The following is a 12,853-nucleotide window of genomic DNA, read 5'->3' as shown; positions in this document are numbered from 1 at the left end:
GGGAGGTTCCGGGAGCCTGAAATAAAAAAAGGCCCGCTTATTCAGCAGGCCTAACTGAGTAGACAATCTAAGTAGGTAGTCGTGTTACCTTGCCATCATCCGTATAACGTCTGTGTCGAGCAGCGTTACTTCCCGGTCAGGATATCCAGAAAGTGACAATGGTTGGGTTCACGATTTAAAGATAGCACTGATTTCGAAACGGTAAAAAAAAGCCTGCTAAAAAAGCAGGCGAGTGAAATAAGCGCAAATATACAGGCTACTTAAATACAGGTGCCGGGTGCCTCCCGGTGACTCGTTACCAGTTATACGAGCCGCAAGCATATCTGCACTCAGCAGTTAACTGGATTGCCCCGCCGCTTAGGGAGATTCACCACTTCGATAATGTAGGTCGCAATCACTCTTATCGTCAATAGCAGACACTCTGTCAAAGGCCATCGGAATGACCTTTTGCACAGTGTTATTTACTGGATTTAATCAGCGGCCAGAGCAGCGCAATCACCCCGATCACCAGCACACCATCAGCAAGGATGGACATCATTTTGCTGGTAAAGTCGATAGCCACCACCAGGAACAACAGAACCCCGGCAGCGACCCAGCGGAGATTACCGATCACAGATACTGATCCAGAGGGAGTTGGAGAGCCTGAGCAATCTTTTTCAGCTGCTTCTCTTCGTCTTCACCAATACCGTCGTTGTCGGCGACATCAAGGCACAGACAGAGAACATCCACCGCATCTGGCGTTCCCGCCACATCACCGAGTTCACGCATTGCCTGCGCATTGGCAGAACGTGGTGACGCTTCATACTGGGCGCGGATATTGCTGCTCATGCTGGCGATCTCACCTGCAAAGGCAGAGAACGCCGGTTTCGCCTGAATGGTTTTTTCCAGCGTTGCAATCTCTGATGCATCGCAGGTGCCGTCAGCATATGCGACTGAGTAACAGCCCCAAACGGTCGCCTCTACTGCATCGCGGTTTTCCATCTTCTTCACTTCGACGATCGCTTTACGTGCTTTCTTTTTGAAGATACCGAACATAGTGACTTTCCTTTAGTGGTGAGCCTTACGCTCAGAGTGGAACAGCCCGCAGATGTAGTCACACTGCCCACTGCTAAGGCTCACCCTGAAAGACTCTGCGGTTGATGTGCGCCGAGCGAGGCGCAGATACAAGAAAGGCCGCCATATGGCAGCCCCTGGAGACGAAAAAACCCGCACTGATGGCGGGTTTCTGATTGTGTTACTGCTCAGTTCGCTTTAACGTCCCGAGCCTACCACAATTTAAGCACTTTTTTGCTCACCCTGCAACATGAATCTGTCGCTATTTGTGCCGAACGCGTCACAAACTGGAGCGTACAGGATCGATTCTGCAAGACTTAACCATGTGTCAATGCGGCGGCGGCAAGTGATAAGGGTCCAGTCAGGGTGTTTGGCATGCAGTTCATTTGCCATCTGGAACTTGCTCTTGCGTAGTCTATGGCGGTCAACAATGACACCGTATAGTCCCCGGTATTCATCGTTCATAAGTACAGATGCAATGGTCTTGTCCACTAACAGGCCCTCTTCATCCGCGCAGAACGCCAGGCCACTTTTATTTTTGCTCTTGAGGATTTCACGCAGGTACGCTTCAAGCTCAGGTTTACTGATGCCGGATTTCTTGATGCGGCGGAGCGCATCGTTGATAGCCGTCTTGGTGATTTTTCCGGATGCCAGCAGCTGGTTGAACATGTTGCCGCCAGAACCGCCACCGATATAAGACCAGCGGCCCCACATGCGGAGCTTTCCCTGAATCCAGATGCTTTCGAGAGTGCGCAGGCGAACCATTTCGCCCGCCTTGCCAACTTCAGAAGGGTTAATCATTTTGCGTCTCCACTACGCCAGTACGCCGATAGCCAGCGCACGATCTAAAAACCGAAACAGCAGCGTTAACTGGTCGCCGTATTTCGCTTCAAATGCCACAGGGCCAGCGTGCAACTCGTCGTGATGCTCTCTGCACAGAGGTATCACAAACAGGTCATGCGCTTTGGTACCCATTCCACCCTGCCCGTGACCTATCAGGTGGTGGGGATCGTCTGCCGGTTTGTTACAGCACATGCACTGCTGCGACTTCACCCAACGGGTGTACTTCTCATTTTCCCAGCGGCGGCGCTTGGGTTTCAGCATGAAGGATTCCGGGGTATCTGGATCAACCTTCACCGCCACTATCTTTTTTGCTTTCTCCTGCAGCAGTTCCACCGCTGGTAACGACGGAGTAATGTCACTTTCGCGCATTACTGATTGCATGGGTTCTGGCTGTAGCCTCAGAGCCTTATTGGCCATGCTTTCCGGGATAACATCTGCCAGGCCGTTCTTCACCAGCCACCAGCAGAACTCCGGCAGTGTAAGCACGTGGTCCTCACTGAAGCCAAGTTGACCGCTTACGGTCTTCAACAGCCAGGATACCAGGTTTTTACGGGCAATGCCTGCCAGCCTTTCAGTGGATTGATCACGCAACTGGTTATCACATCCCCAGCAAAGGAGAATGCTGCCAGGTTCGTGCCGCATGATAGTGAAGTCGTCCGCGTGCCAGTCGTTATGAGGCCACTGACATTCACGTTTTTTCATCAGCCATGCATCAAGAACAGACAGGCCACCAGCACGCTGGATCACCCTGGGGCTTTCAAAAACAGGCTGCAAACTGGCATCCTCAGCCAGCGGCTGATGGGATTGTGGTAAGGCTCCGGAAGGCATGTCTGCCAGCTGTTCGCCGGGAGTTTCGATCACAACGCGTCCCTGACGGAACAGCCACATCAACTCGCTTCCGGGCCGGAAGAGCACAACCCCGGCAATAGGTGCAATCTCAGGTGTCAGTAAAGCTCTCACGCCATCTGCCCCTTAGCGATATGCTCCGCCCAGAGGCCACCTACCCAGCGCACACCCTTCGCGGTAAATCGCGCCTGGCTGAATGCGTGGTTTGAAGCCACTGATGTTCCTGTTTTAACTTCAAATCGTCCAGCGTCGATGTGCTGATGCCGCGGCGTCAGCGTTCCGCCAAGACGGTACATGATTTCGTTCTCGATCAGGAAAAGGCGAAATTCAGTCTCTTTGGCTTTAAGCAGTTTCGCCACTTGGCGGAATGAGAGTGAGCCGCTGGCGGTACAGTAACGATCTACGAATTCGACTTTTGGTGCTGCTTCGGCGAGTGCAAGCGTCAACCTCTCTTTCTGCTCGGCAAGATCAGCAGCAAGCCGCAGCGCCTCTGGCAAGGACTGAGGAACACTCATCTGTTGTCCGCTTTCCAGTTCCTGCCAGCGATCAACCAGGCGGGCAGTGAATTCTGGGCAGAGCTGCGCAACAATCACATAACTGTCACGCTTATTCACCTGGTAGTGGTGATACTCCTGGCCGTTCTGCGGATGGGTGTACGGCAATGCCGTATACCCCCCAATGACTCCTTTGTTCATCAGTCGCTCAATCGTAATGCACACATCAGGGTGGCGTGATCCGACAAGCGCGGCTATGTCCCGGCTGGACATCGTTATCATCTGGCTGGCGGCTGCCGCGTGATGTGTAGTGCAAAGGTTGAATACATTTGTCTGGTTCATACGTATCTCCACTTATCAGGCGGCTGCACCCGCCAATGGTTCATGTTTGGTGATCGTGATATCTACCTTTCCACCTGGTACCTGAGGCCCCCACTCCACCAGCATGCGTCTTACCTGACAGTCATCCTCCCAGATGCCAGCATGAGTGAGAGCGTCGAACAGCGCCTTGTTGTAGTTGTCTATGTCACGGCGACGAGCATCCGGCGGATAGAGGACGATCTCTACCGCTGCAGCTGCCGCTGACGGTTTTGGCAGGCGGCGAAGCTGTTCAATGATGGCGGCACATGCTGCGCTCTGGCATGCCCTGCCCTTTGCGCTGATAAGATGCCGACCTTTAAGCGGGCCGCTGTTCGGCGCGCGCCAGTACGTGTTCACACTCGGCGGGAACGGCAGAGTTAATTTCATGGTTTCACTCCGCGTTCTTCCAGCCAGGCGACGGCGTTCTCTCTGGCACCCTGTTCACCGTTAACAAGCGCCCTGATGATCGAAGCAGCATCCATATCGCATTCAGATTTGAGGACGGTTATTCCCCGCGCCGCGCCAGGTGCAACGGAGATGTAGCCTTTCTTCTGAAGTGATTTCACATGGCCTGCAGCGGTGTTTCCAGATGAGCATCCTATCAGCCCGGTAAGCTCTGATATCGTTGGCGGGAACCCTGTACGATCTTTGTAGAGGTTGATGGCAGCCAGAACTTCACTCTGACGTGGGGTTAATCCGATCATGACTCCACTCCATAGCGCCCATTCAGGCGACCAATTTCACTGTTAAACTTCACCAGGGTTACGCCCATCGGCTTCACCAGCTCGTGATACTTCTTCAGGATCGGCGGAACAGCAGTGTTCCAGCTTGGTTTGGGCTTCTGTTTCAGCGCTTCCCTTATCTCCCGGATGCGGCGTCGTGCAACATCACGGACTGCATTCTCCTGCTCGGCTGAAAGTTTCATACTGCGCGTTCCTCCGGTTTGATGATCGACGCCACCCAGCCTGGTAAAAGCTCAACATCAGATGATTCGGCCTGATTTCCCCAGTGGTGCCAGCCAGGTGCGCCGCAACGGCTGAACAGCTCAATGCGTGGAACGTCACCGTAAAGCTTCTCCAGACGGAAGCGGGCCTCCTCCGGTTTCGCGCTATGCTCACCCAGAGGGCTATAGATAACCTGCTTCACGCTCGCGTTCAGCCGTTCCAGCCCTTTACCACGGGTGGCGATAAGCAGGTCCTCGGTGTTGGCTCGGGTGTAGTTGCCGCCGTTCATCTTCGTCTGACCATTCAGCAGATCGAGGAAGTCGTAAAAGTCCTCAACATTGCCGGATGCCAGCGCTTTGTTGATGTGCTGTTCTGCCAGAGGGTTGAACTTCACCCAGGTAAATCCCTTCATGGTTCGGACCTTAAATCCCCACGCCTCAGCCAGTTTGATGGCCTCGCGGGTATGGGTGCCGGTGAACCACATAGCCAGAACAGCATCCTCGGCAGCCAGCTCCCAGACAGGCAGGCGCTTCATGTCGATCAGCTTCATGGTCCCGTAGTGGTTCGTGGCAGCGCCGTTGCTGATGGTGTTCCCGTATTCCCAGGCTGGATCGGCATAAATCAGTGAATATTTCATCAGTGGCCACCATTGAACTGACCAGCCAGGAACCACTGGCCCTCTGGCTTTAAGGTTGATTTCGCCTGACGCAGGCAGCGCTGGCGTTCTTTCAAGCAACGTTCGCGCTCGGCGATGAGGTCTGAACACTGGAATGCCTCAAGCCAGAGAGTGGCGGCCCGACGATACAGACCCTTTTCCTGAAGAGCTTTGGCGTTCTTCATCAAATCTGATGCCCCAGTGTCTACGCGCTGAATTGGCTGACCACATCCAGCTGAAGCATTCACTGCGTAGTAGCGGTACTGAGAACCAACCAGTTCGCGGGTGGTGAAGTTGAAATCATGCAGCCGGCAGACAGTGCGTTGAACAGAGTCGATGCTGTAATCTGCGAAAGCGTCTGCAATCTCACGACTGGTTAAGCCGGGGTTATCGGCAATAAACATTTCGAGTGTTTTCATCAGGCTCATGACTTGTACCCCCTGAAGCCGTGCGGAATCTGGCTGTAGTCGGTTTTGTTGAAGCTGGACTTGAAGATTCCATCTTCGCGAGCCCACTCGCCATTAATCCTCTGAGGTCGTCCAGCGTTGTCCCAGCTGTTCGCTGACTTCAGGTAGCCTGGGAACTTGGACGGCTGAAACAGCGTCTGCGGACGGAGGTAGTCGGACATTTTCAGGTCGTCACTCCACTTGGCGTTGCAGTAGTCCACCACCAGCGATAGTTCTTCCACGGTGAACCCTTCGCCAATACGGGCACGGATGTTCTGCAGCGAGGTGGTTGAAACCTGATAACGGGAGTTGGTGACCTGGTTCAGGTGAACCAAAACCTCTTTCGCCTGATCGGTGATCAACACATCACGGTCGGGTTGCGACGCAACCGGACAAGAAGGGGTTTTATTCTCTGTAGTACTCTCTGTTGTATTCTCTGTAAGAACATCAGTGCATTTTGACCTGATGACAGCGGTTCGTTTTGACCCGATGGAGCGTTTCACACTGACCTGTTCCATCGGTTCATTTTGACCTGATGGATGAGCGCATTTTGAACTCTTCGATTTAGTCACTTTGACCTCATCTAAAAGCTCGCTTTCGTAGTTGATCGTGTAGTAGTTCGTCATGTCGCGCTGGGACTTGTTCAGCTGCTCAATTTTGAGTACGCCGAGAGTCTTCAGGCGGGTGAAAGTGCGCTTGAGAGTGGACTCTGACCAGAACGGGAACTGCTCCAGCCACTGCTCGTTAGTGTTATAGATCCAGCGCACGCCGTCGCGCTCCAGGCCGGAGTTTGTCTCTTTCAGCCAGTAGTTCACCTGCTGCAACGCAATCGCCTCATTGAGGCCAATGCTGTACGCAAGGTCAGGGTTTATCACTATTGGCCGGGATGGCATTAACAGGCTCATGGCAGTCCTTTAACTCTGTAAATTTGCGCTGGAATTGCTCAAGAGGGCTGAAGCACTCATGATCGTACCCGTCGCGCAGGTATATAACGCGTCGACTCTCTGGCTCCCACCGGATAACCCGAACCGGGACGCCGTAGTGGTCCCTGAACCTGCGATCAAGCTCTGGCATAAGACCTCCGCTTTGCGACGCCATACCCCCACGATTGCCACTGCCCGACTGTGGTTACACGGAACCCAGCGGCCTGATACCATGCGCTCATACCGAAACGACGAGGCCCCATGCACTGGAACGCCACGTAGTTGCGGCAGACGGTGATTTACCGTTAAACTGTTCATGCGTTAGTTTCTCCACTGATACGACACGCCAAGGGGCCCGGAGCTGCACACTCGCGGGCCTCACCCATTTCTGGAAGGCAATAAACACGGGAAATAAGATTCAGGAACGTCATGAGAGTGACCCTGAATTGATATGCGATATCATTAAGGCTCTGCCATTCGCCTTTATCAACTACGCCGTCTTCAATGTAATGCCGGTATGCATTGACTAACTCGCCAAGTCGACCCACAAGCTCAGCCAGTTTCAGTCCAATCTCTTCGTTTTCATCATCTGGCACGGCACCAGGAACATGAATTCCGTTATCGGTTTCACGTGAAAACGCGTCAGCGATGTAACTCACACCAGCAGCGCTCTGTAAAACCATCGCCCACCCCATTGGGAATATTTGATCCCCACCAGCGCGAAGCCGGTTAAAGAGTGAATTCTGAGTTTCATCAAGAATATCTGCGGCCTCAGCGTACCCACCAGGCAATGCGGCGATCGTCTTTCTGATCGCTGAAACTAACCATGCAGGCTGCTTTTCAACTTTCCATTTAGGTTCTATACCCACGGCTTACCCCTTTTATCTGTGGTTACTGCTATGCAGCTTTTTGGTTACGCTTTAGGTAAAGCGATGCGTCGAACTTAAGCTTCCCCTTAGTTCGTGCCGCCGCCTCGGCTGCACGTCCTTTCGGGATTAACTGACCAGGGCGAGCGCGCCACTGGTAAAAAGCCTCTGGGGAAACTCCAAAAAATTCTGCAGCTTTGTTTGGTGAGCCGAAATACTGCTCAAGTTCAGTCGTAGTCATGATGTCCTCCTAAGAATATTTAGATAGTATTACCTAACCTTTTTTAGGTCAATAAAAACTAAGATTACTTAGGTTATAATTTCTAAGGATCTGAACTGTGGGAACACTTGGCACGCGTTTAAAGGAGTTAAGGAAGCAGAGGAAGCTAACTCAAGGCCAGCTAGGAAAGGCTGTGGGGGTTTCAGATGTAACCATTGGCTATTGGGAAAGAGATTTTAATGTTCCTGGCGGGAAGTCACTAACAAATCTGGCTCGATACCTGGGGGTTAGTGAAGGTTTCCTTTTGTACGGCAGAGAAGACGAATCTAACGTGAGCGCTGCGCCAGTTGCAGCGCAGCAGGTTCCGATAATTAGCTACGTTCAAGCCGGTGCCTGGACACCTGAATGTGACGCCAGAAACCTTGAAGGAACGGTGGACTATATTTTGACTTCAGAGCTTCACTCACATTCAACTTTTGCCTTGAAGGTAAAAGGAAAATCTATGGAGCCTGAATTTGTTGAGGGTGATGTCATCATTGTAGATCCAGAGCTACATCCAGGTCCCGGTGATTACGTTGTCGCCAAAAATGGTGGTGATGAGGCGACATTTAAGAAATACCGCGCTCGTGGTATCAGTGAATATGGCGAAGAGATATTCGAGCTCGTTCCTTTGAACGACGATTACGCCATTCGCAATTCTGCAAAGGAAAAAATTCATATCGTTGGTGTGGTTGTTGAGCATCGCCGAATGATGCGCCGCAAGTAGATCCCCCCTCCCTTACAGAAAATCTAAATTATTTTAGGTTTTCTGCTTGACCTTCATTCTAAGTTATTTTAGATTTTAGCCATCGAAACAAAAATGCAGCACGGCACCTAACTGGAGTGGTGATGAGCACAAGCGCAAACAGAAAGATGGTCGCTCTGCCGAGAGGCGTGAAGATTGAGCCACTCTACTCTGAGTGTCCTAGATGCGGTTGTGACCTTACAAAGTTGCCTGCGGATTTTGCGGTTCTACCGGATACGTTCGATGAGCTGATCAGGAAAGAGCGTCGCAATAGAACGCGAATGGAAAAACTGATTTATGTTGCTGGTAAAAAGATGTCGTTAAGGATTAAGCGTTTTGGTCAAAGGCTGGCAGATAAGTGCCTCAGTATGTGGAAATGATACTTGGTTTCTATCACGTAACCTTCCATGTCAGGGCCGCAGTTAAGTGAATAGGTCTTCCTAAGAATGCCTTTATGAACCAACTGCTCAACGACCGGATTATGGTTTTTTGCATACACAACATGGTTGCCGGTTTTTATGAAATCCAGCAAACACTGCTTCTCAGGTACTGAGAGTATCTTGATTTTAAAACGCAAAGCCAGCGTGTGAAGTGCACCAAAAGCCGATTTAGTCGTGAAGCAGGTCAGCGACGAAATAAAAAAGCTGACGCATAGGATCAGCAGATAATAAAGACTGAACGCCGGAAGAAATTCTGGATTATGAGAGCCTACAGACTGCTTTAGAGAGTCTGGCAAAAATATAGTGAGAATGACGAAGATAATTAGCATGTGCATTAAACGCCTAATGTCTATGTCACGCAGGATCGAGGGCAGTAAGTCCTGCAACCATTTGTTGTCCATCGGCGGAATCCATAACTCTCTGTAGGGGTGAGAAGATTTTAACCGATTTCTCGCTGTAGGGGTACACGAGAACCACCGAGCCTGATGTGGTGAAAAGACAGGCACTTTTGCAGTGCGGCATATGGCACATGTGTCGCAGCGGTCCGGCAGGGTTCCTTCAAGCTACTTTCCATGCCGGGTAGCCGTAATGTGCAAGCCAGGCACGAACGACAGTCAGAGACGTTTCACCAGCGTGGCGGTTAGGTGTGACACCTCGGAAGAGACGAGGCCATAACCAAAAGAGCGCTGGCATGCAAAAAACATCTCGCAGCCGTTGCAGTACCAAAAGCCAGGATGGAACGGCAGAACGCGGTAGTGCTCTTTTTGTTGTGGCGTTAGCTCAGTTGGATAGAGCAACGGCCTTCTAAGCCGTGGGTCGCAGGTTCGAATCCTGCATGCTGCGCCAATATCACGTAGCCAGCGTGGTAACCCGTAGTAACGAAAGCTGTGTGTAGTCTTGGCGGTCGGTAGTTGTGAATGTCCTTAATGCCGACCGCCCATTTTCACAGCTGAAAGCGCATTCCTTAATCCATCAGTTATGGGTGACAGGTGTGAAACGTTGGAGTGCGCTTCCAGCTGTGTGGAGAACTAACCGGCGATGGCAGTCGCCCGCTTCATTAAGCGCCCTACCCTGGGTGCTTATTAAAGCGAACCCAAATAATTTTTCGCCGTAAGGCGCGGGATTCGTGCAACCAAAATTCAGCGGATATTTCCACTGGAGGACTGATGAACCACCTCGAATTTATTGAGAAAAACGTTAAGGAACTGCTGATTAAACAAGGCTTTTCCTCTTCGGTGGCTCAGGGGGGGCATGGCAAGCGATTGATTTATATAAGCGTATGTCGCAAGCCAGCAAGAAAGGAGCAATTTTCGATGATGTGATGCGGCATGCGAAAGCCTGGGCAGACAAACAGGTAACAAAAGCTGAAATCACTAAACGAAAACGCATCTCCCCAAAAGACCAAGGCGGCCTCTTTTAAGTTGTAAGGCCAAAAATTCAGCGTCGTGCAGGACGCTTATATAACGGAGAAACTAACCATGACTAACGCACAGACCGTCACCGAGTTACAACCACGCATGACCAGAGAGCAGTTGGTAGACGCCGCTCGCATTGCCGCTAAGTACCTCCCAGTTGCTTCAGCTCAGCTGATGAACGAGTTGGCAACCAGACTCGACGTAACCAGCGTTGCGCTGTGTGAGTCCATGCAGCAGCGATCAGTTCTCGCCATCGAAAACACCATTCTTCGTGATGATGTTACCTGCTGGGCTAAAGAGTGTGATCGCATTGTCGAGCGTCACACCAAGAAGCGCACCAATATGCATCTGCTGGAAGCCCAGCGAGAGCTGCGCGAACTTACGCCAGCTACCGATAAGGTAGAACTCGAAATTAAAGCCGCAGGCGTTGAAGAGTTGGCGCGTAAATTTGGCGAGGATAGAGCCAAACTTTCACCAGAAATTTTTGGTTATGGCGAAGTCCGTGAGGCCCTGGCAATGGCTGAAAATGAAGCTGAGAGCTTTGCATATAACCTGCGAATTGGCCCTAAGCAAGTGTGTAAGTGCTGTGGTGGTTCTGAATGTTCGTCATTGGGTTGCACAGCAACGGATCAAATGCTTAACGCTCATTCAGAAGGTGACCATTGATGTCTAACTCATTCAAGCAGATGTCCCGCGACGGGACTATCAAGCGCACTGATACCGGGATGTTCATCAGCCTCGACGATATCCACGTTCGCGCAGGTTTCAACAAGCGTCATGACGACGATGAACGCACTATCCAGGCAGACGACGAACTGTTTACCTACCTGATGAACGGCGGTTCTGTTCCTCCACTGGAAGTTATCGCACGTGATGAGGGTGGTGTTTGGGTTGTTGAAGGCCACCGCCGTCGCCGCTGCTATGAGCGTTGCCGTGCAGCTGGTAAGCCGGTTGACCGCATTCACATCATGCCGTTTAACGGTAACGATGTGCAGCGCCTGGCGAGGATCATGACCAGCAATAACCAGTTGCCCCTTTCCGATATTGAGCAGGCTGCGGTTATTCAGGAGCTGCACAACGCGTTTAACCAGACTACCAGCGAGATTGCGAAGCTGGTTAATAAGTCAGTCGGTACGGTTGAAAAGTTACTGACGCTCAGCACCGCGAATTATGACGTTCAGCAGGAAGTTAAATCCGGGGCTGTCTCCGTTGATGTTGCTGTTGATCGCGTAAAAGAGTACGGCGAAAAAGCTGGCGAGGTACTGCAGCACGATAAAGCTGTTGCGGCTGCCCAAGGGAAAACGAAGGTTACCCGCAGCGCTATCGCCCCAGAACTCAGCATCAAGAATGCGCGGCGTTTCGTGGAACTGATGGCCCAGGCGGAGATCAGTGACGAAGGTGTGTTCACCATCCAGGGTGCTGCGCTGGCTGAAGCTCTATCCATTATCGACGAACACAAAGCGATTGCTGAAGCGCGTGAAACATACCGACTGTCTCAGCCAATCCCTTCCGCTGAGGTGCGCGGGAAAATCCTTTACGTTTCACTCGATGGCGAAGAGATCGGGTCGGCCCCTATCTATCGCGGCAAGAACGTGAGCCTCAACGGTGTCGTTACCAGCCAGTCAAAGGCAGTGGCCCACTTCGTTAAGCAGCACAAACTTCTGCAGGAAGTGAATCATGACAACCAATAAATTAATGACCGGCGAACAGCTGGATGAATTGATGATCGTTGCAGTTCGTATGCAACGTGATGCTGAAGTTGTACGTAACTTCCCCTCAGCAAACTTCGCTTATGCAGTCCAAGTAGCTGTTCTGGAGCTTCTTGGAACTCGTGCTGTTGCTTCAGCATTGTCTTCGGAGAACGCGGCGCTGAAGAAGTACAGCTCAGCATTGAGGATCAGCTGGCCAGCTCTAAAAGCAGCAGCGACTGGAGCGCGTGGCGTAAAAAGGCTGAAAACGCGCTGCGGGTTGTTAAAGCAAAGCGACGCGTTATCACAGCGCGGCTGGCCATACTTCGCCAGGAAGAGAAAGAGCGCACGCTGCAGCTCCACCAGCAGCGCAACGATTACCTCGTTCAGGAATTGAAAAACATAGTCACCCCTTCTTCTTTCGAACGCTGCGTTCGTCAGGCAAACGGAAAAATGGAGGCAGCCATTGAACAAGGCATTTGAGATGCATATGCGCCAGCGGTATGGAAACCGCTATGACCTGACACGCGACATTGAAGGGTTTTACTGTCGGGAGGTAGTCAGGCGGATGTTTGAGGTCTGGTGCCACCGCCGTGGTCTGAGTGTGATGTGAGGTGAGTATGAGCGATGTTGTTCTTTTGGTACCGAATGACTGGGTTTGTGAAAATGTTCTTATCGCGGTTACCGGGCTAAAGCCCGGAACCATCCTCCGGGCCAGAAAAGAGTGCTGGATGGTCGGGCGGGAATATCTTCACGTCTCTCCGGACGGAACTCCTAAGCCATCCAGCGAGTGCATGTATAACCGGAAAGCGGTTGATGCATGGGTCGCCTCGATGAAAAACAAACAGCCAGGGTGATTTGATGCCATGAAAAAGG

21 protein-coding genes and 1 tRNA gene are annotated in these 12,853 nt (G+C 51.8%); 7 read left to right on the top strand and 15 right to left on the bottom strand.

Annotation, left to right across the window (positions count from 1 at the left end; translation table 11 throughout):
- Positions 1 to 457 precede the first annotated feature (457 nt).
- From LRS40_RS16050 to LRS40_RS15985, 14 genes are all read right to left on the bottom strand, one after another.
- The gene (locus LRS40_RS16050; RefSeq protein WP_231312047.1) at positions 458 to 613 is read right to left on the bottom strand and encodes a DUF3927 family protein; all 156 of its coding nucleotides are present in this window, start codon (positions 611 to 613) and stop codon (positions 458 to 460) included.
- On the bottom strand, positions 610 to 1,035 hold the full coding sequence (locus LRS40_RS16045) for a tellurite resistance TerB family protein (RefSeq protein ID WP_231312046.1): 426 nt from the start codon (positions 1,033 to 1,035) through the stop codon (positions 610 to 612). Before LRS40_RS16045 ends, LRS40_RS16050 begins: the two co-directional genes overlap by 4 nt.
- A 240-nt stretch (positions 1,036 to 1,275) precedes the next feature.
- Positions 1,276 to 1,854, bottom strand: coding sequence for a DUF1133 family protein (locus LRS40_RS16040; RefSeq protein WP_231312045.1), 579 nt, complete (start codon positions 1,852 to 1,854; stop codon positions 1,276 to 1,278).
- Positions 1,855 to 1,866: 12 nt separating this feature from the next.
- Positions 1,867 to 2,856 carry a DUF968 domain-containing protein gene (locus tag LRS40_RS16035; protein ID WP_231312043.1) on the bottom strand — a complete coding sequence of 330 codons (990 nt, stop codon included), beginning with the start codon at positions 2,854 to 2,856 and terminating at the stop codon, positions 1,867 to 1,869.
- The gene (locus LRS40_RS16030) at positions 2,853 to 3,578 is read right to left on the bottom strand and encodes a phage antirepressor KilAC domain-containing protein (RefSeq protein WP_231312042.1); all 726 of its coding nucleotides are present in this window, start codon (positions 3,576 to 3,578) and stop codon (positions 2,853 to 2,855) included. The genes LRS40_RS16035 and LRS40_RS16030 overlap by 4 nt, the downstream gene beginning before the upstream one ends.
- Before the next feature lie 15 nt (positions 3,579 to 3,593).
- Entirely contained in the window at positions 3,594 to 3,983 is a 390-nt protein-coding gene (locus LRS40_RS16025; protein WP_231312041.1) for a RusA family crossover junction endodeoxyribonuclease, read from the bottom strand.
- On the bottom strand, positions 3,980 to 4,300 hold the full coding sequence (locus tag LRS40_RS16020) for a LexA family transcriptional regulator (protein WP_231312040.1): 321 nt from the start codon (positions 4,298 to 4,300) through the stop codon (positions 3,980 to 3,982). The genes LRS40_RS16025 and LRS40_RS16020 overlap by 4 nt, the downstream gene beginning before the upstream one ends.
- Positions 4,297 to 4,521, bottom strand: coding sequence for a hypothetical protein (locus LRS40_RS16015; RefSeq protein WP_231312039.1), 225 nt, complete (start codon positions 4,519 to 4,521; stop codon positions 4,297 to 4,299). Before LRS40_RS16015 ends, LRS40_RS16020 begins: the two co-directional genes overlap by 4 nt.
- A complete protein-coding gene (locus LRS40_RS16010; RefSeq protein WP_231312038.1) occupies positions 4,518 to 5,177 on the bottom strand; it encodes an MT-A70 family methyltransferase in 660 nt (219 codons plus the stop codon). Before LRS40_RS16010 ends, LRS40_RS16015 begins: the two co-directional genes overlap by 4 nt.
- The gene (locus LRS40_RS16005) at positions 5,177 to 5,623 is read right to left on the bottom strand and encodes a PerC family transcriptional regulator (RefSeq protein WP_231312037.1); all 447 of its coding nucleotides are present in this window, start codon (positions 5,621 to 5,623) and stop codon (positions 5,177 to 5,179) included. Before LRS40_RS16005 ends, LRS40_RS16010 begins: the two co-directional genes overlap by 1 nt.
- Entirely contained in the window at positions 5,620 to 6,546 is a 927-nt protein-coding gene (locus LRS40_RS16000) for a conserved phage C-terminal domain-containing protein (protein WP_231312036.1), read from the bottom strand. The genes LRS40_RS16005 and LRS40_RS16000 overlap by 4 nt, the downstream gene beginning before the upstream one ends.
- Positions 6,503 to 6,715, bottom strand: coding sequence for a DUF4222 domain-containing protein (locus LRS40_RS15995; RefSeq protein WP_231312035.1), 213 nt, complete (start codon positions 6,713 to 6,715; stop codon positions 6,503 to 6,505). The genes LRS40_RS16000 and LRS40_RS15995 overlap by 44 nt, the downstream gene beginning before the upstream one ends.
- A gap of 163 nt (positions 6,716 to 6,878) precedes the next feature.
- Positions 6,879 to 7,433 (bottom strand): YmfL family putative regulatory protein, encoded by a 555-nt coding sequence (locus tag LRS40_RS15990; RefSeq protein ID WP_231312033.1) that lies wholly within the window; start codon positions 7,431 to 7,433, stop codon positions 6,879 to 6,881.
- Between the two features lie 28 nt (positions 7,434 to 7,461).
- On the bottom strand, positions 7,462 to 7,671 hold the full coding sequence (locus tag LRS40_RS15985) for a Cro/CI family transcriptional regulator (protein WP_231312031.1): 210 nt from the start codon (positions 7,669 to 7,671) through the stop codon (positions 7,462 to 7,464).
- Positions 7,672 to 7,768: 97 nt separating this feature from the next.
- Here LRS40_RS15985 and LRS40_RS15980 point away from each other — a divergent pair, with 97 nt between their 5' ends.
- On the top strand, positions 7,769 to 8,416 hold the full coding sequence (locus LRS40_RS15980) for a LexA family transcriptional regulator (RefSeq protein WP_231312029.1): 648 nt from the start codon (positions 7,769 to 7,771) through the stop codon (positions 8,414 to 8,416).
- Between the two features lie 358 nt (positions 8,417 to 8,774).
- Here LRS40_RS15980 and LRS40_RS15975 read toward each other — a convergent pair whose 3' ends face one another.
- Positions 8,775 to 9,275, bottom strand: coding sequence for a super-infection exclusion protein B (locus tag LRS40_RS15975; RefSeq protein ID WP_231312028.1), 501 nt, complete (start codon positions 9,273 to 9,275; stop codon positions 8,775 to 8,777).
- A gap of 368 nt (positions 9,276 to 9,643) precedes the next feature.
- Between LRS40_RS15975 and LRS40_RS15970 the strand changes: the two genes are divergently transcribed.
- The 6 genes from LRS40_RS15970 (at position 9,644) to LRS40_RS15945 (ending at position 12,834) form a co-directional block, all read left to right on the top strand.
- Positions 9,644 to 9,720, top strand: a tRNA-Arg gene (locus tag LRS40_RS15970).
- Between the two features lie 320 nt (positions 9,721 to 10,040).
- A complete protein-coding gene (locus LRS40_RS15965) occupies positions 10,041 to 10,196 on the top strand; it encodes a hypothetical protein (RefSeq protein WP_231312027.1) in 156 nt (51 codons plus the stop codon).
- Positions 10,197 to 10,352: 156 nt separating this feature from the next.
- On the top strand, positions 10,353 to 10,955 hold the full coding sequence (locus LRS40_RS15960) for a hypothetical protein (RefSeq protein ID WP_231312026.1): 603 nt from the start codon (positions 10,353 to 10,355) through the stop codon (positions 10,953 to 10,955).
- A complete protein-coding gene (locus LRS40_RS15955; protein ID WP_231312024.1) occupies positions 10,955 to 11,980 on the top strand; it encodes a chromosome partitioning protein ParB in 1,026 nt (341 codons plus the stop codon). The genes LRS40_RS15960 and LRS40_RS15955 overlap by 1 nt, the downstream gene beginning before the upstream one ends.
- Positions 11,967 to 12,374 (top strand): hypothetical protein, encoded by a 408-nt coding sequence (locus LRS40_RS15950; RefSeq protein ID WP_231312023.1) that lies wholly within the window; start codon positions 11,967 to 11,969, stop codon positions 12,372 to 12,374. The genes LRS40_RS15955 and LRS40_RS15950 overlap by 14 nt, the downstream gene beginning before the upstream one ends.
- Before the next feature lie 223 nt (positions 12,375 to 12,597).
- Positions 12,598 to 12,834, top strand: coding sequence for an excisionase family protein (locus LRS40_RS15945; RefSeq protein WP_231312022.1), 237 nt, complete (start codon positions 12,598 to 12,600; stop codon positions 12,832 to 12,834).
- Positions 12,835 to 12,853: the final 19 nt, after the last annotated feature.

The organism is Leclercia sp. G3L, assembly GCF_021117075.1.
In the GTDB taxonomy this organism is placed as follows: domain Bacteria; phylum Pseudomonadota; class Gammaproteobacteria; order Enterobacterales; family Enterobacteriaceae; genus Enterobacter; species Enterobacter adecarboxylatus_C.
The sequence above is the reverse complement of the archived record's forward strand: the minus strand, read 5'-3'. Positions and strand labels throughout refer to the sequence as shown.